The organism is Streptomyces rhizoryzae, assembly GCF_023155275.1.
Taxonomy (GTDB): Bacteria; Actinomycetota; Actinomycetes; order Streptomycetales; family Streptomycetaceae; genus Streptomyces; species Streptomyces rhizoryzae.
In genome coordinates, this window is sequence record NZ_JALMUV010000041.1 from 12,992 (window position 1) to 33,837 (window position 20,846).

The window sequence follows — 20,846 nt, forward strand, 5'->3', positions numbered from 1 at the left end:
CTAGGGTTGCGTCTCCCCGTCGGCGAGACGCCCCAGAATCAGCGCGATACGCAGCGTAAAGGCGGAGCGGACGTCGGACGGCGACCAGCCGGTGACGTCTGTCACACGTCGGAGCCGATAGCGCACGGTGTTGGGGTGGACGAACAGCATCCGGGCGGCGCCCTCCAGGCTGCTCGCCTGCTCCAGATAGACGCTCAGCGTCTCCAGGAGCGCCGACCCCGCCTCCTCCAGCGGTCTGTAGATCTCCTCCACCAACTGCTCGCGGGCGACCGGGTCGGAGGCCATCGCGCGCTCCGGCAGCAGATCGTCGGCGAGCACCGGCCGCGGGGCGTCCGGCCAGGCCGCGCAGGCCCGCAGACCGGCCGCCGCGGCCTGTGCCGAGCGGGTCGCCGCCAGCAGGTCGGAGACCACCGGTCCGGCCACCACCGGGCCGGCGGCGTACGGCCCGATCAGCGCCTTGGCGGCCTTGAGCGGATTGTCCGAACCGCCCGCGATGACCACCAGGCGGCTGCCCAGGACGCCGGTCAGCACCTGGAGCTTGGCGTGCCGGGCGGCCCGCCGGATCGCCTCCACGGTCAGCTCGCTGTCGCCGTCCGGTGCCGTGCCCAGCACCACGCAGACGTGCTCCGGGGCGTTCCAGCCCAGGGCCGCGGCCCGGGAGACGGCGCCCTCGTCGGCCTCCCCGGAGAGCACCGCGTTGACCACCAGGGACTCCAGGCGGGCGTCCCACGCGCCGCGCGCCTCGGCGGCCTGGGCGTAGACCTGGGCGGTGGCGAAGGCGATCTCGCGGGCGTAGACCAGCAGCGCCTCGCGCAGCACCGACTCGTCGCCGGGGGCCGCGACGTCGTCGATCGCGGCCTCCATGACCTCGATCGTGGTGCGGACCATCTCGACGGTCTGCCGCAGGGTGATCGCCCGGGTCAGCTCGCGCGGCGCCGTCCCGAAGACGTCGGTGCTGATCGCCTGGGGCGTCTCCGGGTGCCGGAACCACTCGGTGAACGCGGCGATACCGGCCTGGGCGACCAGGCCGATCCAGGAACGGTTCTCCGGGGGCATCGCGCGGTACCACGGCAGCGTGGCGTCCATACGGGAGATCGCTGCGGCCGCCAGCTTGCCGGAGGAGTTCTCCAGCCGCCGGAGGGTCGCGGAGTGCGGGTGCGCGTCGCGCGAGGCGGGTTCAGACACGGGACCAAGCCTGCCCTATCGGGATGAGGGGGTGGAGCGGTGGGGCTACGGTGGGCCGATGATTCAGGTGCGCAGGGGTGCGGAACGCTATCGGGGCGGCGACGCGGGGGCCGGTATCGCGACGCTGCACGCGTTCTCCTTCGGCCCCCACTACGACCCGGACAACCTGCGCTTCGGGGCGCTGATCGCCTGCAACGAGGAGCACCTGGCGCCCGGCGCCGGCTTCGCCGAACACCCGCACCGGGACACCGAGATCGTCACCTGGGTCGTCGAGGGCGAGCTGACCCACCGGGACAGCACCGGCCGCGAGACGACCGTACGGCCCGGCGATCTCCAGCGGCTCAGCGCGGCCGGCGGGGTCCGGCACGTGGAGCGCAACGACGGCCCGGTGCCGCTGCGCTTCGTCCAGATGTGGCTGGCACCGCTGGCCCCCGGGGGCGAGCCCGGCTACGAGGTGGTGCGCGGGCTCGCCGGCGGCGGCCGCTACCCGCTGCCGTCGGCCGGCGCCACGCTGCACGTGCACCGCCTCGGGGCGGGCGGCCGCGCCGCCGTCCCGGAGGCCGCCCGGGTCTACGTCCATGTCGTCCGGGGCGCGGTGCGGCTCGGCGGTAAGGAGCTGGCGGCCGGGGACGCGGCGCGGATCAGCGACGCCCGGGGGCTGGAGCTGCTGGCACCGCCGGGGGCGGACGGCGCCGAGTGCCTGGTGTGGGAGACGGGGACCGAGCCGGTGTACGGGTGAGACCGCGCACCGGTGCCGGGCGGGCGCCGTCCGCCCGGTACGGGAGCCCCTGGCTGTACCGGGAACGTCAGCGGTTTCCGGCCAGCTCGACGAGGACCGCGTCGGTGAATTCCGGCCACGCCTCGATGGCCCACGGGCCGAAGTCCCGGTCGGTCAGCGCGACACAGGCCGCGCCCGCCTCCGGGTCCACCCACAGGAACGTCCCGGACTGCCCGAAGTGCCCGAAGGCGCGCGGTGAGGACCCGGCCCCCGTCCAGTGCGGCGCCTTGCCGTCCCGGATCTCGAAGCCCAGCCCCCAGTCGTTGGGCTTCTGGTGGCCGTAGCCCGGCAGCACGCCGGTCAGGCCGGGGAAGACCACCCGCGTCGCCTCGGCGAGGGTCTGGGGTGCCAGCAGCCTGGGCGCCTGGAGCTCGGCGGCGAAGCGGACCAGGTCGGCGACGGTGGAGACGCCGTCCTTGGCCGGGGAACCGGCCACCTCCGTGGCGGTCATGCCCAGCGGTGCGAGCACCGCCTCGTGCACGTACTGCGCGAACGGGATGTCGGTGGCCTTGGCGAGGTGGTCGCCGAGCGCCTCGAAACCGGCGTTGGAGTAGATCCGGCGGGTGCCCGGGGCGGCCACCTGGCGTGCCTCGTCGAAGGCCAGCCCCGAGGTGTGGGCGAGCAGATGGCGGACCGTCGCCCCCTCCGGGCCGGCCGGCTCGTCCAGCTCGACGGCGCCCTCCTCGACGGCGAGCAGCGCGGCGTAGGCGGCCAGCGGCTTGGTGACCGAGGCCAGCGGGAAGCGGTGCGCGGTCGGGCCGTACGATCCGGCCACCGAGCCGTCGGCCCGTACGACGGCCGCCGCGGCGGTGGGCACCGGCCAGTTCTCGATCATCCCCAGGCTCTGCATGGCCCCGAGCCTACGGGGTGCCCCGGTGGCTTCAAATTCCGGTCAAGACCGCCCGCCGCCACTGCTTGCCTGGAGTGCACTCCAACTCTTTAGCGTTGAGGACGTCGAGAGGCGCCCGGCGGACAGCCGGCGGCGCGGACGGCATCCCGGACGGCACCAGCGCCCGGGGACGAGGAGGGGAAGACGCGGCATGACGGCGACGATGACGCAGCCGGACCAGGGGGCCGGTACGGCCGTGGCGGGCCTGCCCGAGGGCGCGCGCCCCTGGCAGCGCCCGCCGGAGCCCCGGGCGTGCCGGGCCGACGGCGGACACCCGCGGCCGGCCGGCCGCGACCGGTACACCATCGGCGAGGTGGCCGAGTACACCGGCCTGAGCGCCCACACCCTGCGCTGGTACGAGCGGATCGGCCTGATGCCGCACGTGGACCGCACGCACACCGGGCAGCGCCGCTTCACCAACCGCGATCTGGACTGGCTCGACCTGGTCGCCAAGCTGCGGCTGACCGGCATGCCGGTCGCGGACATGGTCCGGTACGCCGAGCTGGTCCGGGAGGGCGAGAGCACCTTCGCCGAACGCGAGCGGCTGCTCACCGAGCACCGTGAGGACGTGCGGCGCCGGATCGCCGAACTCCACAGCACCCTGGACGTCCTCGACTACAAGATCGGTATCTACGCGGACGCCCGGCGGGCGTCCGGAAGGGCCTGAGGCACAGATGGCGAACGAACAGGGCAACCCCTCCACCCCCGCGATCGGCACCGTCCAGCTGGGCACCGGCGGCCCGCGGGTGGGCGTCCAGGGCCTGGGCTGCATGGGCATGAGCTGGGCGTACGGCCCCACCGACGGCGATGAGGCGCGGGCCACCCTGGAGCGCGCCCTGGAGCTGGGCGTCACGCTCTACGACACCGCCGACGTCTACGGCGGCGGCGAGAACGAGAAGTTCCTCGCGCCCTTCGTACGGGCGCACCGCGACGAGATCGTGCTGGCCACCAAGTTCGCGCTCGGCACCGACCCGGACGACCCCACCAGGCGCGTCATCCGCAACGACCGTGCGTACGTCCGCCAGGCCGTCGAGGGCAGCCTGCGGCGGCTGGGCGTCGAGCGGATCGACCTCTACTACATGCACCGCCGCGACGTGGCCGTCCCCATCGAGGAGACGGTCGGCGCGATGGCCGAACTGGTCGCCGAGGGGAAGGTGGCGTACCTGGGGCTGAGCGAGGTGACCGCCGCCGAACTGCGCGCCGCGCAGGGCGTCCACCCGATCACCGCGGTGCAGTCCGAGTGGTCGCTGTTCAGCCGCGACATCGAGGAGTCGGTGGTTCCGGCCGCCGCCGAACTGGGCGTCGCGCTGGTCCCGTACTCCCCGCTCGGCCGCGGCTTCCTCACCGGCGCGTTCGTCCACGCCGACCAGGAGCTGACCGCCGACGACTTCCGCCGCCAGCAGCCCCGCTTCACCGGTGACAACGCGGCCGCCAACGCCGCCCTCCTGGAGCCGGTCCGGGCGATTGCCGAGGCCCGGCGCGCGACGCCCGCCCAGATCGCGCTGGCCTGGGTGCAGCAGCGGGCCGCCGCGCACAATCTGGCGGTCGTCCCGATCCCCGGCACCCGCAAGCGCAGCCGCCTGGAGGAGAACGCCGCCGCCACCCGGATCGAGCTGACCGCGGAGGAACTGGCGCTGCTGGAGCCGCTCGCGGACAAGGTCGCCGGCGACCGCTACGCCGACATGGGGTTCACCTCGGCCGGCCGGGAGTAGTCCCGTACGCCGGTGCGCCCCGGCGGGCCCGCGCGGCCTGCCGGGGCGCCTTCGCGCGGGGGCTACGCGTACCCCAGCGCGAACGCCGCGAAGCCGGCCGCCAGGACGGCCGCGAGCGCGCGGCGGGCTCGCCCGGCTCCCGTCCAGGGCGCCTCGAAACGGCGGGTGAGGTGGCCGATCGCGAGGAGCAGGACGGCGAACAGGGGCATCCAGGCCAGCCGGGCCGCCATCCAGCCCAGCGAGACCGGGGCGGTGGTCAGCCCGGGGACGGCGCCGGCGAACGAGGCCGGTACGGCCGCGGCGAACATCGCCGTCTGGTGCCAGCACAGGATCGTCATCGCGCAGAGATTGACCACGACCACCGGCGCCCACAGGGCCGGCCGCCGCAGCAGCGCGGCCAGCCGGTCCCGGAGCAGGACCGCCGCCCCGGACTGGGCCGCGGCCAGCGCCAGGACCAGCAGCGACGGCGGGTGGGAGTTGGTCCGGTCCTGGCCGGGGACGCCGACCATGCTCGCCGGGTAGTGGAAGAAGAGCAGCAGCGCGGCGAACAGCGCGGCGCCGCCCAGCAGCAGCGCCCACGCGGCGCGCCGGCCGAGCCGCCGCTCGCCCCAGCACACCCCGAGCTGGTAGCCGAACAGCCAGCCGGGCAGCAGGTTGAGCAGGCTGAGCCAGGACGGCGCGGCCGCGGCGAACGGGCCGTAGCGCAGGAAGTCCACGACGGCCACCGAGGCCAGCAGCGGCAGCGCGCTCCACAGGCCGGCCCGGCGCGCGGCCGCGGCGCAGTACGGCGTCAGGGCGGTGACCACCGCGTAGATGCCGACGAACCACAGCGGCTGGATGACCAGCGTGGCGCCCGTCCGCAGGGTCGCGGTGGGCACCCCCAGCCCGTGCAGCAGCGGGACCAGCGCGGCCCACACGGCGGTGACCCCCAGGACCGGGCGGCCCAGGCGGGCGATCCGGCCGCCCAGCCAGCCGGGTGTGGAGCCGCCCCGCGCGGTGTGGCGGCGCAGGGACAGCACCGCGGAGTGGCCGCCGACCAGGAAGAAGATCCCGAGCATCTGGAGCAGCCAGCTCGCCGGGGCCAGGAAGCCGAGGGCGGTCAGCGGGCTGGCGTTGTGCAGCGCGCCGCCGGCGTCGAGGGTGAAGCCGCCGAGCAGCCAGTGGCCGGTGGGCACGGCGAGCAGGGCCAGGGCGCGCAGTCCGTCCAGGGCCCGGTCGCGGTGCGCGGGGGTGCGGGCGTCGAGGGTGCGGACGGCGGTGCGGACCCGGGCGCGGGCGGTGTGCAGCGCCTGCCCGGTGGCCGGGCGGGGGCGGGTGGGACTCGCGGTGGTCATGAGGCGTCCTCTGAAGGCGGGTTGGGGTGCGACGGGGTGCCCTGCGGTGCGCTTCGGCGGGGCTGCGGAGCTACGGGCCGGTGGGGCGGCGGGGTTGCGGGGCGGGGGTGCGGTACGGGCCGCGGCGGCCCTTGGTGCGGTCCGGTGGGCGGGTGTGCGGCGGGCGGTTCGTGCGGGCCGGTGCGGTGGTGCGGTGCGGGGCCGGACGGGCCGCCGCGGGGCGTCAGCGCACGTCCGCGGGGCGGCCCAGGGCGATCGCGGCGAAGTCGCGGAGGGAATCCGTCCCGGGGGCGAGGTAGCCGGTGTGGCCCTCGGCCCGTACGGCGGGCACCCGGCGGGCGCCGAACGCCGGATCGGTCGGGTCGGTGCCGTGGCCCAGGCCCAGCACCTCGACGTTCGGTACGTCGCCGATCCAGTCCGAGGCGTCCCGCGCCGCCCACACCCGGGCCGGGGTGCGGAGGTCGGCCGCGGTGTCCCGGCGCATCCCGGGGGAGCCGAAGACGATCAGGTCGGTGAGGTCGCCGCGGCCGGTACGCGGGGCGGCCAGTCCGCAGACCACCGAGCCGTAGCTGTGGCACAGCACGGCCGGGGCCGGGGTGCCGGTGGCGGCCAGACCGGCCAGGAAGCGGGTCAGCCGGGGCGCGCCGGCCTCGGCGAGCCGGCCGGTCGCGGCGTCCGGGCCGAGCCCGACCGGGGTGGTGTAGCCGACCCAGGCGATCACCGCCGTCGGGACGCCGGGCGCCTCGGCCGCCATCTGCCGGCGCAGCGACCGCGCCATCCCGGTCGGCGTGCCGTACGGGTCGGTGGTGCGGTCGAAGGTGGCCAGGTCGATGTCCGAGCCGGGCACGACCACCGCGGTGCGCCGGGCGGCCGCCAAGTCGCCGTGGACCTCGGCCACCTGACCGCGGCCGCGCGGGTCGAAGGCGAGGATCTGCCGGCCGGGCGCGAGCAGCGAGGCGTAGCGGGCGGCGGCCCGCCGGGCCTGCTGGTGGTCCTGGCGGGTGCCGGCCGGGTCGGTGGACCGGGCCAGCGCGCGGTCGCGTTCGGCGCGCAGCGCCCGGGCGTTGGCCTGGTACCGCAGGGCGACCGGGGCGCCGTCGAGGTTGCCGACGGTGAGCGGGTGCCGGGCGGCGAGCGCCTGCCGCTGGGCGCCGGTCAGCGCGGCGAAGAACCGGGCGACCTCGGCGGGGGAGGCGCTCGCCGGGTCCGGCAGGGAGAGTCCGAGGCTGTGGTCGGCGCGCCAGGCGGCGGCGCCGGGGGCCGGACCGGTGACCGCGGTCTGCGCGCTGCCGGCCGCCCAGCCGCCGGTCCCCGCGGCGACGGCCAGTGCGAGGGCGGCGGCGGTGAGCGCCCGCTTGCTGCGCCGGACGGCGCTCCGCAGCACGGTCATGGTGGTCTCTCCCTCTTCCAGCGGTGTGGCGGAGGGAAAGGTACGGAGGCGCTGGGTTACGCGGCGTCACACCGCGGAGCCAACTCCCGGGTGATACCGGGGTAGGGGGTGCCGGACGGCCCTCGTACCCCGGGATGAGGAGTGGGGGGCCGGCTCGTCAGGGTGGGTGGGGCTGTCCCCAGGGCGGGGTGGGGGCAGCCGGTGCGCGGCGGTATGACCCGCGGCGGCGGCGCCGACGGATCCGGGGCGTGCCTAGGGGGTGTTCGTAAAGTTAGGGGGTGTTCGCAAAGTCCCGTCTGCCGTCCGGCGCCCGGCACGCCGAGAGCACGCACCGGACACCGCCCGGCCGCCCTCCGGGCGAACGACGCGCCTTTGCGGACACCCCCTAGCGTTCGCCGGGGGCGACCAGCCCCGACTCGTAGGCGAAGATCACCGCTTGGGCGCGGTCGCGCAGCTCCAGCTTGGCGAGCACCCGGCCGATGTGGGTCTTCACCGTCTGCTCGGCCAGGATCAGCTTCTCGGCGATCTCCTGGTTGGACAGACCGCGGGCGATCAGCTCCAGCACCTCGGTCTCGCGCGGGGTGAGGCCGTTGAGCCGCAGGGCGGTGCGGTCCTTGCGGGGTGCGGGGCGCTGGCGGGCGAAATCGGCGATCAGCCGACGGGTCACCGACGGCGCGAGCAGCGCCTCACCGGCCGCCACCACCCGCACCGCGGAGATCAGATCGGCCGGCGGGGCGTCCTTCAGCAGGAAGCCGGAGGCGCCGGCGCGCAGCGCCTCGTAGACGTAGTCGTCGACGTCGAAGGTGGTCAGCATCAGCACCTTCGGGCGGTGGGCGACGCCGACGGGCGGGTCGAGCAGCCGCCGGGCCGCCTCCAGACCGTCCATCTCCGGCATCCGGACGTCCATCAGCACCACGTCGGGGTGCGTGCGCCGGGCCAGCTCGACGCCCTGCACCCCGTCCGCCGCGTCACCCACCACATCGATGTCGCTCTGCGCGGCGAGCAGCGCGGCGAATCCCGCCCGCACCATGGCCTGGTCGTCAACGATGATCACGCGGGTCGTCATGGGGCGTCGGAGTCCTTCACGGTGCGAGGGGCGGGCGGGGCGGGCGGCGCCGACAGCGGGAGCTGGGCGGCGACCCGGAAGCCGCCGTCGGGCAGCGGCCCGGTATCGAGTGTGCCGTCCACCAGCCGCACCCGCTCCCGCATTCCCACCAGACCGTGCCCGGTGCCGCTGGTCTCCAGCGGCGCGGAAACCGGCGGCGCGGGCGGTTCGTTGACCACCAGCACCGTCAGGCGGGAGCCGTCGCCGGTGGTCGTCACGGACACCCTCGTCCGGGCCCCCGGCGCGTGCCGGACCACGTTGGCCAGCGCCTCCTGGACGATGCGGTACGCCGACAGGTCCACCGCCGGCTCGGGCGCCACCGGCTCCTCGGGCAGCACCAACTCGACCGGCACACCGGCCCGTACGGTCGCCTCGACGAGCTTCGGCAGCTGGCCGATCCCCGGCTGCGGGGCCTTCTCCGGAGCGCCCTGCCGCTCGGTCTCCTCGCTGCGCAGCACCCCGAGCAGCCGCCGCATCTCCGCCAGCGACTCCCGCGCGCTCGACGCGATCGCCCCGAACTCCTCCTGGGCCTCCTGGGGTATGCCGCTGATGCGGTACGGCGCGCTGTCCGCCTGGACGGTGATCACCGACATGTGGTGGGCGACGACATCGTGCAGCTCGCGGGCGATGCGGGTGCGCTCCTCCAGCAGCGTGCGCCGGGCCCGCTCCGCCTCGCTGATGGTCTCCTGCTCCTGCAACTTCCGCTGGGCGTCGCCCCGTTCGCGCAGTGCGGCGCCGAGCAGCAGCACCACACCGGAGAGCACGAACAGCAGCACCCAGCTGCTCTGCACGCCGTCGGGCGCGAAGACCTCGAAGAGAATGCCCGCGGCACCGGTCGTCAGCCAGACCGCTATCAGCGTGCGCCGGCGCTCGCGCACGGACAGCGCCAGCAGCAGCGCCAGATAGCCGATGATCACCGTGACCGGCCAGGGCCAGGGGCGGCCCGCGACCCCGTCCGCGCCGGTCAGTGCCGCGGCGCAGATCACGTCCGCCGCGAAGATCACCCACCATGCCTGGAGCGGCCGGGTCACCGCCAGCAGCAGCGGCACGCTCTGCGCGGTGGCCAGCGCACCGGCCAGCCCGCCGGCCATGCCGTAGTCGTTGTGCAGGACGTTGACCCCGGTCGGCAGCAGGGACACGGCGAACACGATGGCGACGGCGTACGGCAGCCGGCGCACCCAGCGGCGCTGGACGCTGCCGAAGAGAGGGGTGCCGGGCCGGGTCGGCGTACCGAGCTCGGTGGCGAGCACGCGCAGCGCGGGGCGCGCGGCCCGCCCTGCCCGGCGGGCCACGCGCAGCGCCTGCGCGAGGGCCGCCCGGTGCCCGCGGTCGGGGGCCGGGTCGTGGTCTGGGGTGAGGGATCGCCTGGTCATCGCGGGATCAATGTAAGCGGGCCGCGCACGGCGCCGCGTCATACCGTGGTGCGGGCTTCCGTCCCGTACCACGGTATGACCCGGCGGTCCGGCGGGGAGCCGAGGCAGCCCGGTGCGCCCGCTCCGGCGGCCCCGCGCCCTACAGTTCGGCCAGCAGCTCGGCCTTCTTCGCGCTGAACTCGTCGTCCGTGAGCAGCCCCGCGCCGTGCAGCTCGCCGAGGTGCCGGATCCGGTCCGCGATGTCGGCCGGGTCCCGGCCGGTGGCGCCGGCGCACCGCACCGGCGCCCGCCCGGCCCCGTCCGGTGCCGGCTCGGCGGCCCGCACGGCCTGGAGCACGGCGGCCGCGAACGGCAACGACTCGTGGACCGGCCCGTAACCGAGCCCGAAGACCACCGCCGCCGGGTCCTGATCGGCCTCGCCGGGCCGCGCCTCGGGGGCGTCGCGCTCCAGCAGCCGCAGGTGGCCGTTGACGATCTCCGGCGAGCGCCACTCCACGCCGGTCAGCCCGCCGACCGGGAAGGTCTGGTCGCCGCGCTTCCACTTCGCCGACGACGCCCCCGTCCAGAACCAGCGGAAGGCGACCGACCGGCCGTCGAAGGACGCCTTGCCGTCGTACGCCTTGAAGTGCAGCGGGGGGTCGGGCGCGGCCACCAGGTGGCGGTCGGCGGGCTCCCCGGCGGCGGGCCCCAGCGCGGTCCGCAGCTCGTCGGCGTAGTACGAGGCCAGCGTCTCCCGTTCGGCCGGCAGCACCAGCCGGTACGGGTCGGCGTCCTCCTTGAGCTGTCCGTCCGCCGCCTCCATCAGGGGGTCGGCGCCCGGCCGCGGCACCGCGCGCAGCACGACCGTGCCGCGCCGGCCCGTGCGGACCTCGACGGATCTCAGCGCCTCGTACGGAATGCGTCGCTCGCCGAGCGCCTGGAACAGCCTCGGCCTGCGGATCCCCCGTTCGAAGCGGATGAGTACGGAGTCCGAGTCGAACTCCCAGACGGCATGAAAACCGGCCAGCACATCACCCATGCGGCTCATCGTATGCGGGTGGTTGCCCACCCGTCCCCCTTCCGGACACCTGTGCTGCGCGGGTCTGGGGCGCCCGGTGACCGGTGGCCGCCCTTGCCCTGTTCACGCCGGCGGGCCCCGGGGCGGTTCCCGCGGGTGCGGCCCGTCCCCGGGCGCCGGGCCGTACCCGCGGCCACCGCTGCGCGCGTCCGGCCCCGGCCGGACCGATTACGCCAGATCCGCGCTGCACCGGGTGTCGGTGGACGCGCAGCCCACCGACGTGAGGTCGCCGACGCCGATCAGCGCGAAGTTGCGGAGGCTGCCCGTACCGGGCGCGAAGTAGCCGGCGTGCCCGGCGGCGCCCTGGGCGGACAGGACCCGGGCCCCGAAGGAGGGGTCCACCGGGTCGGCCCCGTGGCCGAGCCCGCCGACCTCCAGGTAGGGCACGTCCTGGATCCAGTCGTCGGCGTCCCGCATCGCCCAGACCCGGGCGTGCGTGCCCAGGCCCGCGAGGTTCCCGGCCCGCATACCGGGGCTGCCCGCCACCGCGATGTCGGTGACGTTGCGGGGAAGATTCCGGGCCGCCAGGCCGCACACCACGGAGCCGTAGCTGTGGCAGAACAGCGAGACGGTGTCGGAGGCCGGCAGCGCGGCCACCAGGGCGCGCAGCCGGACCGCGCCGGCCTCGGCGAGCTGGCCGGTGGCCGCCTCGACGCCCACCCCGGCCGGGGTGGTGTAGTCGGCCCAGGCGATCACCGCGGTGCGGGTACCGGGGCGGGCGGCGCGCTCGGCGTCGTAGAGGGACTGCGCCATGCCCACGGGGGCGGCGGTCGCCTTCACGGTGCGTTCGAAGGTCGAGAGGTTGGTGTCCACGCCGGGCACCACCACCGAGACCCGGTCGGCGGTGCGGAGGTTGCCGAAGACCTCCGCGACCCGGCCGTCACCGGCCGGGTCGAAGGCCAGGATCTGCCGGCCGGGGCTCATCAGCGATTCCAGGCGGTGCATCAGCCGGCCCGCCTCCTGGCGGCCGACGGGCGTGAGCCGGTGGTCGACCATGCGCCGTTGCTCGGTCTCCCGGGCGTGGTCGATCGCGATCCGGTTGGCGTGGTACCGCAGGCCGACGGGGGCGCCGCCCATGTTGCCGACGACCAGCGGATAGCGGTCCGCCAGCTGCCGGCGGGCGGACGTGTCCAGACCGGTGAAGAACGCGCGGAGGGCGGCCGGCGCGGCGTCGGGGTCGGGCAGCGGGTGCCCGTGGAAGGTGGTGTGCCGCCAGGCGTTCCGGGCGGTGGCCAGGGGATTGCCGTCCTCCTTGGTGCCTCGGATGGCCGTGAAGCCCGTCATGGCGAGCATCACGAACACCACCACCAGGGCGAGCGCGGCTCGCCAGGCGGTGGACTGGGGGAAACCGGGGAAGGGACCGAGGCCCGGGAAAGAAGTCACCGCGGGCCACCCTAGGAGACGCGCGAGGGTGCTCGTGGACCCCGTGAGCCATCTCACGTTTCACGAAGGGTATTTGTGTTAAACGCGACATCTCGCGGCGGCACGGCGTGCGCGAAGACACACTTTCGAACGCAACGGGGCGGAACCGATCCGACGCGCCGAACGTCCCATCGGCGCAGGTCCGGCGGGTGCCGTCGTCAGCCCCGCCGCCAGTGCGTCTCGATCGCCGGGCCGATGTGGTCCAGATACGACTCGGTCACCTCGCGGATCGCCGCCACGCTGCAGTCGTGCCCCTCGCCCCACACCTTCCCGGCCACCCGCATCACCCCGCTGAACGCCGCGACCAGCACCCGCGGCCGCGGGTCGGCGTCCACGTCCAGTCCCTCGCGCCGGGCGACCAACTGGGCGATCTGCTCCTCCAGTTCCGTGGAGCGCCGCAGGTGCGCGGCGATCAGCGCCGGCGTCGACTCGATCATCCGGTACGAGCGCATGTGCAGGTCCACCGGGACCGTCGAGGCGATGGTCTGGCCGATGTCGTCCCAGGCCGTCATCACGGCGCTGCGCAGGGCGGTCAGCGGCGGCTCCGCGGCCGGCCGGGCCCGCAGCTCGTCCAGGAACCGGGCCTCGATCATGTCCTGGACGGCGAAGACGACTTCCTGCTTGTTGGCGAAGTACCGGAAGAAGGTGCGCTGGGAGACGTCGACGGCCTCGGCGATCTCGTCGATCGTCGTCTCCTCGTAGCCCTGCTCGGTGAAGAGCTCCAGGGCGGCCCGGATCAGGGCGTCCCGGGTGCGCTGCTTCTTGCGTTCGCGCAGTCCTGGGGCCGGGGTCGTCCGCGGCGTCGGGTCCGTCATCCTGCGCCGCCCCTTCCGTGGTGTTCTCGCTGCTCAGAATACCTGTGAGCTAAATGACAGTTACCGACTGATGAATTGCTTTGTCAACTGTCAGTGGCTGACATTAGCCTCGAATCATGAGCTCTCAGACCCCGGTCGCCCACGTCGCACCGGAACTTCCCGTACCGGAGCCTCGCAAGGGGCTGCGGGGCCATCCCTGGCTGACCCTCTTCTCCGTCGCCATCGGAGTGATGATGGTGGCGCTCGACGGCACGATCGTCGCCATCGCCAACCCGGCGATCAAGGAGGACCTGCACGCGTCCCTGGCCGACGTGCAGTGGATCACCAACGGCTACATGCTCGCCCTGGCGATCTCGCTGATCACGGCGGGCAAGCTCGGCGACCGCTTCGGCCACCGCCAGACCTTCCTCATCGGCATCGTCGGCTTCGCCGCCGCCTCCGCCGCCATCGGGTTCTCCGGCGAGGTCGCGCTGGTGATCGTCTTCCGGGTGCTCCAGGGGCTGTTCGGTGCGCTGCTGATGCCGGCCGCGCTGGGTCTGCTGCGCGCCACCTTCCCGGCCGAGAAGCTGAACATGGCCCTCGGCATCTGGGGCATGGTCATCGGCGCCTCCACCGCCGGCGGCCCGATAGTCGGCGGACTGCTGGTCGAGCACGTCAACTGGCAGTCCGTGTTCTTCATCAACGTGCCGGTGGGCGTGCTCGCCCTGGCCCTCGGCCTGGTGATCCTCAAGGACCACCGCGCGCAGAACGCCCCCCGCTCCTTCGACATCCCCGGCATCGCGCTGCTGTCCGGCGCGATGTTCTGCCTCATCTGGCCGCTGATCAAGGCGTCCGAGTGGGGCTGGGGCTCCATGACCACCTGGGGCTTCCTGATCGGCGCGGTGGTCCTCTTCGTCCTCTTCGCCGTCCTGGAGAGCCGCGTCCGCGAGCCGCTGATCCCGCTGCGGATGTTCCGCTCCGTGCCGCTGACCGCCGGCACCGTGCTCATGGTGCTGATGGCCTTCGCCTTCATGGGCGGCCTGTTCTTCGTGACGTTCTACCTCCAGAACGTCCACGGGATGAGCCCGGTGGACAGCGGGCTGCACCTCCTGCCGCTGACCGGCATGATGATCGTCGGCTCCCCGCTGGCCGGTGCACTGATCACCAAGCTCGGCCCGCGCATCCCGCTGGTCGGCGGCATGGTCATCACCGCCGTGGCGATGTACGGCATGTCCGGGCTGGACGCCGGCACCACCACCGGCCCGATGTCGGTCTGGTTCGCCCTGCTCGGCCTGGGCCTGGCGCCCGTCATGGTCGGTGCCACCGAGGTCATCGTGGGCAACGCCCCGCTGGAGCTGTCCGGGGTCGCCGGCGGGCTCCAGCAGGCCGCGATGCAGGTCGGCGGCAGTCTCGGCACCGCCGTGCTCGGCGCGGTGATGGCCTCCCGCGTCGACCGTGACCTGCCGGGCAACTGGCAGGGCGCCGGCCTCCCGCCGCTGCGCCCCGAGCAGCTGTCCCAGGCGTCCGATGCCGTCTCGGCCGGTTTCGCGCCGGTGCCGAAGGGCACCCCGAAGCCGTTCGCCGACAAGATCATCGCGGTCGCGCACGACACCTTCGTCTCCGGCATGGGCCTGGCCTTCACGGTCGCCTGCGGAGTGGCGATCCTCGCCGCCGCCGTCGCCCTGCTGACCAAGCGTGGCGCGAACGCCGCGGCGGGCGCCGGCGTCGGCCACATCTGATCCCGCCCGGCCCGCCCCGCGGCGCGCGACCGACCGACCCCCTCGGCCGGCCGCGCGCCGCGGCGTTTCCGGTGGGCCCGGGCCGCGATTCCCAAGTGCCCCGGCTGCGACTCCGGCGGCTTCCGAGGCGTCCGCTTCCGGCGGCTTCCGGCACGACGCCGCCGCGATTCCGGTGGCTTCCGGCACTACTCCGCCGTGGCCTCGGCGTCCGCGCGGCCCCCGCCGTGGCCCTGCCGGGATTCCGGCGGCCTTGCCCGGCGCGACTCCGCGGCCTCCCCGCGGCCCCCGCTGGGAGTTCGCCGTGCCGCATCTCCGCGAATCCACCGCGCTCCGTGTCTCCGCGACGCCAGACACCGACGCGAGCGCGACGGCCTGGGCTCGCCCGCGGACATCTTCCCGCCCTCCCGCGTCGCTCCCGCCGCTCACCGGCCCGCCGTCCTGCGTCAGTTGACCTCTGTGGGGGCGTCGAACACCTCGTCCGCGATTCCGTGATCCCGCGACGGCAGGCGGGAACGCAAGCGCGACGACCGGGGCCCGCCTGTGGACGTCGCCCCGCTCGCCCGCGGACGTCGCCCCGCCCCTCCATCCGCCTCCCGCCACCCATCAGCCGCAGCGCGACGCCCGGGCCCGCCCGCGGACGTCCCCCGCCCGCCCCGGCCGTCCCGCCCGTCACCCGCAAGCGTCAACCCGCCTCTCCGCGCGTCTCCCGCCGGTCACCAGCCGGAAGCCTTGCGGCAGTTGGTTTCTGCTGGGGTGTCGGATCGCTCATCCGGATGATGCCGGGCGGGAACCGCGCGGACCGCACCGCGCCTCCGGGACGGGAGGGCCGGGGGCCTCCCGTGCCGCGCAGGGGAGGAACGGTTTCGCCGGTTCGGCGCCGGAGAGCGCCGGGCGTCAACACCGTGGGTGTGCGGGGAGGTTGGCGGTCCGGTGGCTGTCCACATAGCCGATCCGGGTGGACCGGCCGCCCGGGGCTTGGCGGAGGCGTCCGCTCCGCCGCACGCTCGAACCCGAACCCGCCGCGGGCAGCCGCCCGCAGCGGACGCCACCGGCCGTGGCCCGCGCCGACCCGCGCGCAGACCCGCCACGGCCCCACACGGGGGAGAGACTCCTATGCGCATCCCGACGTCCCGCACCTTCCGCGGCACCGCACTCGTCACCGGCCTCGCCGCCCTCGCCGCGGCCCTGGTCACCCCGGCCGCCCACGGCGCCCCGGCCGCCGCCCGCGCGGCCACCGGCGGCCGCACCGCCGCCGCCTCCGGGGAGTGCGCGGCGGGCCGGCTCTGCCTCTGGCCGAAGGCGGACTTCCGCGGCCGGCCGCACCACTACGAGCTGGCCGGCACCGAGATCGAGAGCTGTGTGACGCTGCCCCAGGGGATGACCGCGGCCTCGTTCGCCAACCGCACCGGCCGCCCGGTCACCACCTACCAGAGCGAGGTCTGCGCCGAGACCGGCGAGTTCGACACCTACCCGGGCGGCGGCAGCTGGGTGCCGCGCTCCCCTTATCAGGTACGGGCGGTCAAGCTGTGGGAGCGCTGAGCGGGCCGGCCGCGGTGGAAGCGCCGCGCCCCCCGGCCGACGGGATCCGTCGGCCGGGGGGCGCGGGGGAGGGGGTGCGGCGGCAGGCCGCGGGGAGATCAGGCGTCGCCGCCGGCCTCACCCGCGTCGGCGGCCGTCACGTCCAGGAGCTGGTAGCGGTCGATGGCCTGCTTGAGCAGCGACCGGTCGACCTTGCCCTCCTTGGCCAGCTCGGTGAGCACGGCCAGCACGATCGACTGGGCGTCGATGTGGAAGAAGCGGCGGGCCGCACCGCGGGTGTCGGCGAAGCCGAAGCCGTCGGCGCCCAGCGACTGGTAGGTGCCGGGCACCCAGCGCGCGATCTGGTCCGGGACGGAGCGCATCCAGTCCGAGACCGCCACCGTCGGGCCCTCGGCGCCCTGGAGCTTCTGCGTCACGTACGGGACGCGCTGCTCCTCCTCCGGGTGGAGCAGGTTGTGCTCCTCGGCCGCGACCGCGTCCCGGCGCAGCTCGTTCCAGGAGGTCGCCGACCACACATCGGCCTTGACGTTCCACTCCTCCGCCAGGATCCGCTGGGCCTCGACGGCCCACGGCACCGCGACGCCGGAGGCGAGGATCTGGGCCCGGTGCTCGCCCTTCTCACCGGACGCGATCCGGTGCAGACCCTTCAGGATGCCCTCGACGTCGACGTCCTCCGGCTCCGCGGGGTGCACGATCGGCTCGTTGTAGACGGTGAGGTAGTAGAAGACGTCCTCGCCCGGCTGCCCGTCGGCGGTCTCGCCGTACATCCGCCGCAGACCGTCCCGGACGATGTGCGCGATCTCGTAGCCGTAGGCCGGGTCGTAGGCGACACAGGCCGGGTTGGTCGAGGCGAGCAGCTGGGAGTGGCCGTCGGCGTGCTGGAGGCCCTCACCGGTCAGCGTGGTGCGGCCGGCGGTCGCGCCGAGCACGAAACCGCGCGCGAGCTGGTCGGCCATCTGCCAGAACTGGTCGCCGGTCCGCTGGAAACCGAACATCGAGTAGAAGACGTAGACGGGGATCAGCGGCTCGTTGTGGGTGGCGTAGGCCGAGCCCGCGGCGATCAGGGAGGCGGTGCAGCCGGCCTCGGTGATGCCGTCGTGCAGCATCTGGCCGGTCGGCGACTCCTTGTAGGCCAGCAGCAGCTCGCGGTCGACCGACTCGTAGCTCTGGCCCAGCGGGTTGTAGATCTTGGCGGACGGGAAGAACGCGTCCATGCCGAAGGTCCGGTACTCGTCCGGCGCGATCGGCACGAAGCGCTTGCCGATCTCCTTGTCCCGCATCAGGTCCTTCAGGATGCGGACGAACGCCATGGTCGTGGCGATCTTCTGCTGGCCGGAGCCCTTCTTGGCGGTGGCGTACGCCTTGTCGCCGGGCAGCTGGAGCGGCTTGGCGCGCACGACCCGGGTCGGCACGTAGCCGCCCAGCGCCTTGCGGCGGTCGTGCATGTACTGGATCTCCTCGGACTTCGGGCCCGGGTGGTAGTACGGCGGCAGGCCGTCCTCCAGGTCCTTGTCCGGGATGGGCAGGTGCAGCCGGTCGCGGAAGCGCTTGAGGTCCTCGACCGTCAGCTTCTTCATCTGGTGCGTGGCGTTGCGGCCCTCGAAGTTCGGGCCGAGGGTCCAGCCCTTCACGGTCTGGGCCAGGATCACGGTCGGCTGGCCCTTGTGGGCCTTGGCCGCCGCGTACGCCGCGTAGATCTTCCGGTGGTCGTGGCCGCCGCGGCCCAGGTGGAGGATCTGGTCGTCGGTCATGTTCTCGACCATCGCGCGCAGCCGGTGGTCGTCACCGAAGAAGTGCTCGCGGATGTAGGCACCGGTCTCGGTGGCGTAGGTCTGGAACTGGCCGTCGGGGGTGCTGTTGAGCTTGTTGACCAGGATGCCGTCGCGGTCCTGCGCCAGCAGCGGGTCCCAGCTGCGGTCCCAGACCAGCTTGATGACGTTCCAGCCGGCGCCGCGGAACTGCGACTCCAGCTCCTGCATGATCTTGCCGTTGCCGCGGACCGGGCCGTCCAGCCGCTGGAGGTTGCAGTTGACGACGAAGGTCAGGTTGTCCAGGCCCTCGCGGGCGGCGATGGACAGCTGGCCGAGCGACTCCGGCTCGTCCATCTCACCGTCGCCGAGGAACGCCCAGACGTGCGACTTGGAGGTGTCGGCGATGCCGCGGGCCTCCATGTAGCGGTTCATCCGGGCCTGGTAGATCGCGCCGAGCGGGCCGAGGCCCATCGAGACGGTCGGGAACTCCCAGAAGTCCGGCATCAGCCGCGGGTGCGGGTAGCTGGAGAGGCCGTCGGGGGCCTTGGACTTCTCCTGGCGGAAGGCGTCGAGCTGCGCCTCGGAGAGCCGGTCCAGCAGGAACGCGCGGGCGTAGATACCGGGGGAGGCGTGGCCCTGGAAGAAGATCTGGTCGCCGCCGTCGCCCTCGTCCTTGCCCCGGAAGAAGTGGTTGAAGCCCACGTCGTAGAGGGAGGCGGAGGAGGCGAAGGTGGCGATGTGGCCGCCGACGCCGATGCCCGGGCGCTGGGCGCGGGAGACCATGACGGCGGCGTTCCACCGGGTCGCGTTCAGGACCTTGCGCTCGATCTCCTCGTTGCCGGGGAAGAACGGCTCGTCCTTGGTCGCGATGGTGTTGACGTAGTCCGTGCTGCGCATCTCGGGCACGGCCACCCGCCGCTCGCGGGCGCGCTCGATCAGGCGGAGCATGAGGTAGCGGGCACGTTCCCGGCCGCGCTCGTCGACGGCCGCGTCGAGCGAGTCGAGCCATTCCTGGGTCTCTTCGGGATCGAAGTCCGGGACCTGGCTGGGAAGGCCGCCAATGATGATCGGGTTTCGATCGGATCCGGAAGCCACGCTGTTCCTTCGTGTTCGGTTCGTATCGTGCTCTGCCTGCGATTGCCGCTGTGCACGGGGACGAATGCTGTCTGTGCCTTGTGTCGCGCCGTCTTCCATCGTGTACCGAGCCACTGGGATACGTCACCTCTACCGATGGGTAACCACCCGCTGGGAGAGGGCGCTGCGCGGGCCGATTCCTGGGGTCGGCCAAATCGCAACCATACGCTCATCTCGAAACGCCCCGCCGGAGGGCTGCGCGGTGCCCGGCGGCGGAGCCGGGACGCTCCGATACCCTGCGCGGAGGCCATTCCTTCCCCACTACCCCATATACCCGGCACAATGCTGTGGTGCGTATCACTTCATGGTGTCCTGGTGGGGGCCGGGCCGCGGCGTCGCGCCCGCTGATCGTCACCGTTTCGGCGGTCTCGATCGCCGGGTACTTGCGCGATCCGCCCGGCACGTGTGGACTACGCCCAATGCTCCGCGCACGCGCGGGGTCCCCCACTTACCGAAAGATGACAGGAGGCAATCCGTGAGCGCGACCGCGGACCACGCGGAGGAGCGGACCAACCCTGCCACCAGGCTGGGGTTCGAGCCCGGACAGGTGGTCCTGGAGATCGGCTACGACGACGACGTCGAGCAGGAGCTCCGAGAAGGCATTGAGGCCATCATCGGCCAGGAACTGGAGGACGAGGAGTACGACGACGTCGCCGATGTCGTCCTCCTGTGGTTCCGGGACGAGGACGGCGATCTCACGGACGCGCTGGTGGACGCCATCAGTCTGCTCGACGAAGGCGGCCAGATCTGGCTGCTGACGCCCAAGACGGGGCGCGACGGCTACATCGAGCCGAGCGACATCAACGAAGCCGCGCAGACCGCGGGCCTCTCCCAGACCCGGAGCATCAACGCGGGCAAGGACTGGACCGGCAGCCGGCTGATCTCGCCTCAGTCCAAGCGCTGACCGCAGCACCCCCACCGTCCTCGCCGAGCCCCCTCCGGGCCCCTCCCGGAAGGGGGCTCGGTGCTGTTCACCGGGGGTGCGCGGGGGCCGGGCCGGGCCGCGTAGGGTGGTCGCGTCCAAGTTGTGCGTGACGCGGAAGGAAGCAGTCCCATGGCGATCGAGGCCGGCACCAAGGCTCCGGATTTCGAGCTGAAGAACCAGCACGGCGAGCTGGTCAGGCTCTCCGACTTCCGCGGCGAGAAGAACGTCGTCCTGCTCTTCTACCCCTTCGCCTTCACCGGCGTGTGCACCGGTGAGCTGTGCGCGCTCCGCGACGAGCTGCCGAAGTTCGTCAACGACGACGTCCAGCTGCTCGCGGTCTCCAACGACTCGCCGTTCTCGCTGCGCGTCTTCGCCGAGCAGGAGGGCCTGGAGTACCCGCTGCTGTCGGACTTCTGGCCGCACGGCGCGGCCTCGAAGGCGTACGGCGTCTTCGACGAGGAGAAGGGCTGCGCGGTGCGCGGCACCTTCGTCATCGACAAGGAGGGCGTGGTCCGCTGGACGGTCGTCAACGGCCTGCCGGACGCCCGCGACCTCAACGACTACGTCAAGGCCCTCGAAGCCCTCTGAGGACCGCAGGTCCGGCGGCGCCGACGGGCCCGGGCGCGGCGGACGGGACCGTTCCGGCCGGACATCCGGCCGGAACCGTGCGCGATATCTGCGTGCGGCGGGAACCCGTCACTAGGATCGAATCGTTGATC

Annotated in this window: 17 protein-coding genes; 7 read left to right on the forward strand and 10 right to left on the reverse strand. The window is 73.7% G+C overall.

All coding sequences use genetic code 11. The features are described 5' to 3' along the window. The gene (locus MUU72_RS27025) at positions 1–1,185 is read right to left on the reverse strand and encodes a PucR family transcriptional regulator (protein WP_248016026.1); all 1,185 of its coding nucleotides are present in this window, start codon (positions 1,183–1,185) and stop codon (positions 1–3) included. A gap of 58 nt (positions 1,186–1,243) precedes the next feature. Here MUU72_RS27025 and MUU72_RS27030 point away from each other — a divergent pair, with 58 nt between their 5' ends. Continuing rightward, positions 1,244–1,924, forward strand: a complete 681-nt coding sequence (locus MUU72_RS27030) for a pirin family protein (protein WP_248016027.1) — start codon at positions 1,244–1,246, stop codon at positions 1,922–1,924. 67 nt (positions 1,925–1,991) lie between these two features. Here MUU72_RS27030 and MUU72_RS27035 read toward each other — a convergent pair whose 3' ends face one another. Further along, positions 1,992–2,813: a serine hydrolase domain-containing protein gene (locus tag MUU72_RS27035; protein ID WP_248016028.1), complete on the reverse strand. Its 822-nt coding sequence runs from the start codon at positions 2,811–2,813 to the stop codon at positions 1,992–1,994. A 190-nt stretch (positions 2,814–3,003) separates the two neighbouring features. Between MUU72_RS27035 and MUU72_RS27040 the strand changes: the two genes are divergently transcribed. Together MUU72_RS27040 and MUU72_RS27045 are read left to right on the forward strand one after the other, a co-directional pair. Then, positions 3,004–3,519, forward strand: coding sequence for a MerR family transcriptional regulator (locus tag MUU72_RS27040; RefSeq protein WP_248016029.1), 516 nt, complete (start codon positions 3,004–3,006; stop codon positions 3,517–3,519). Between the two features lie 7 nt (positions 3,520–3,526). Continuing rightward, positions 3,527–4,564 (forward strand): aldo/keto reductase, encoded by a 1,038-nt coding sequence (locus tag MUU72_RS27045; RefSeq protein ID WP_248016030.1) that lies wholly within the window; start codon positions 3,527–3,529, stop codon positions 4,562–4,564. Positions 4,565–4,626: 62 nt separating this feature from the next. On the opposite strand, the gene MUU72_RS27050 is transcribed toward MUU72_RS27045, so the two are convergent. From MUU72_RS27050 to MUU72_RS27080, 7 genes are all read right to left on the reverse strand, one after another. Next, positions 4,627–5,898 (reverse strand): acyltransferase family protein, encoded by a 1,272-nt coding sequence (locus MUU72_RS27050; protein ID WP_248016031.1) that lies wholly within the window; start codon positions 5,896–5,898, stop codon positions 4,627–4,629. 223 nt (positions 5,899–6,121) lie between these two features. Beyond that, positions 6,122–7,288: an alpha/beta hydrolase gene (locus tag MUU72_RS27055; RefSeq protein ID WP_248016032.1), complete on the reverse strand. Its 1,167-nt coding sequence runs from the start codon at positions 7,286–7,288 to the stop codon at positions 6,122–6,124. Positions 7,289–7,673: 385 nt separating this feature from the next. Next, the gene (locus tag MUU72_RS27060) at positions 7,674–8,354 is read right to left on the reverse strand and encodes a response regulator (protein WP_248016033.1); all 681 of its coding nucleotides are present in this window, start codon (positions 8,352–8,354) and stop codon (positions 7,674–7,676) included. Then, entirely contained in the window at positions 8,351–9,766 is a 1,416-nt protein-coding gene (locus MUU72_RS27065; RefSeq protein WP_248016034.1) for a sensor histidine kinase, read from the reverse strand. Before MUU72_RS27065 ends, MUU72_RS27060 begins: the two co-directional genes overlap by 4 nt. Before the next feature lie 139 nt (positions 9,767–9,905). Then, a complete protein-coding gene (locus tag MUU72_RS27070) occupies positions 9,906–10,784 on the reverse strand; it encodes a DUF4429 domain-containing protein (protein ID WP_248016035.1) in 879 nt (292 codons plus the stop codon). 207 nt (positions 10,785–10,991) lie between these two features. Then, positions 10,992–12,206, reverse strand: a complete 1,215-nt coding sequence (locus MUU72_RS27075) for an alpha/beta hydrolase (protein WP_248016036.1) — start codon at positions 12,204–12,206, stop codon at positions 10,992–10,994. Positions 12,207–12,403: 197 nt separating this feature from the next. Then, positions 12,404–13,060 carry a TetR family transcriptional regulator gene (locus MUU72_RS27080; RefSeq protein WP_248016037.1) on the reverse strand — a complete coding sequence of 219 codons (657 nt, stop codon included), beginning with the start codon at positions 13,058–13,060 and terminating at the stop codon, positions 12,404–12,406. 116 nt (positions 13,061–13,176) lie between these two features. Here MUU72_RS27080 and MUU72_RS27085 point away from each other — a divergent pair, with 116 nt between their 5' ends. Both MUU72_RS27085 and MUU72_RS27090 read left to right on the forward strand, forming a co-directional pair. Then, complete coding sequence (locus MUU72_RS27085; protein WP_248016038.1) at positions 13,177–14,778, forward strand: MFS transporter; 1,602 nt, start codon at positions 13,177–13,179, stop codon at positions 14,776–14,778. Positions 14,779–15,891: 1,113 nt separating this feature from the next. Continuing rightward, on the forward strand, positions 15,892–16,317 hold the full coding sequence (locus MUU72_RS27090; protein ID WP_248016039.1) for a peptidase inhibitor family I36 protein: 426 nt from the start codon (positions 15,892–15,894) through the stop codon (positions 16,315–16,317). A gap of 98 nt (positions 16,318–16,415) precedes the next feature. Here the strand turns inward: MUU72_RS27090 and aceE are convergent, their stop codons facing one another. Continuing rightward, positions 16,416–19,163 (reverse strand): pyruvate dehydrogenase (acetyl-transferring), homodimeric type, encoded by a 2,748-nt coding sequence (gene aceE, locus MUU72_RS27095; protein ID WP_248016040.1) that lies wholly within the window; start codon positions 19,161–19,163, stop codon positions 16,416–16,418. 514 nt (positions 19,164–19,677) lie between these two features. Here aceE and MUU72_RS27100 point away from each other — a divergent pair. Both MUU72_RS27100 and MUU72_RS27105 read left to right on the forward strand, forming a co-directional pair. Further along, positions 19,678–20,106: a DUF3052 domain-containing protein gene (locus tag MUU72_RS27100; RefSeq protein WP_248016041.1), complete on the forward strand. Its 429-nt coding sequence runs from the start codon at positions 19,678–19,680 to the stop codon at positions 20,104–20,106. Between the two features lie 150 nt (positions 20,107–20,256). Beyond that, the gene (locus tag MUU72_RS27105; RefSeq protein WP_066973769.1) at positions 20,257–20,715 is read left to right on the forward strand and encodes a peroxiredoxin; all 459 of its coding nucleotides are present in this window, start codon (positions 20,257–20,259) and stop codon (positions 20,713–20,715) included. Positions 20,716–20,846 lie beyond the last annotated feature (131 nt).

Bases quoted from the DNA above. Each gene is read 5' to 3' on its own strand.
- MUU72_RS27105 (WP_066973769.1), top strand. From the start codon at position 20,257: ATGGCGATCGAGGCCGGCACCAAGGCTCCGGATTTCGAGCTGAAGAAC.
- MUU72_RS27065 (WP_248016034.1), bottom strand. From the start codon at position 9,766: ATGACCAGGCGATCCCTCACCCCAGACCACGACCCGGCCCCCGACCGC.
- MUU72_RS27085 (WP_248016038.1), top strand. From the start codon at position 13,177: ATGAGCTCTCAGACCCCGGTCGCCCACGTCGCACCGGAACTTCCCGTA.
- MUU72_RS27030 (WP_248016027.1), top strand. From the start codon at position 1,244: ATGATTCAGGTGCGCAGGGGTGCGGAACGCTATCGGGGCGGCGACGCG.
- MUU72_RS27070 (WP_248016035.1), bottom strand. From the start codon at position 10,784: ATGGGTGATGTGCTGGCCGGTTTTCATGCCGTCTGGGAGTTCGACTCG.
- MUU72_RS27035 (WP_248016028.1), bottom strand. From the start codon at position 2,813: ATGCAGAGCCTGGGGATGATCGAGAACTGGCCGGTGCCCACCGCCGCG.
- MUU72_RS27060 (WP_248016033.1), bottom strand. From the start codon at position 8,354: ATGACGACCCGCGTGATCATCGTTGACGACCAGGCCATGGTGCGGGCG.
- MUU72_RS27050 (WP_248016031.1), bottom strand. From the start codon at position 5,898: ATGACCACCGCGAGTCCCACCCGCCCCCGCCCGGCCACCGGGCAGGCG.
- MUU72_RS27080 (WP_248016037.1), bottom strand. From the start codon at position 13,060: ATGACGGACCCGACGCCGCGGACGACCCCGGCCCCAGGACTGCGCGAA.
- MUU72_RS27055 (WP_248016032.1), bottom strand. From the start codon at position 7,288: ATGACCGTGCTGCGGAGCGCCGTCCGGCGCAGCAAGCGGGCGCTCACC.
- MUU72_RS27090 (WP_248016039.1), top strand. From the start codon at position 15,892: ATGCGCATCCCGACGTCCCGCACCTTCCGCGGCACCGCACTCGTCACC.
- MUU72_RS27045 (WP_248016030.1), top strand. From the start codon at position 3,527: ATGGCGAACGAACAGGGCAACCCCTCCACCCCCGCGATCGGCACCGTC.
- MUU72_RS27040 (WP_248016029.1), top strand. From the start codon at position 3,004: ATGACGGCGACGATGACGCAGCCGGACCAGGGGGCCGGTACGGCCGTG.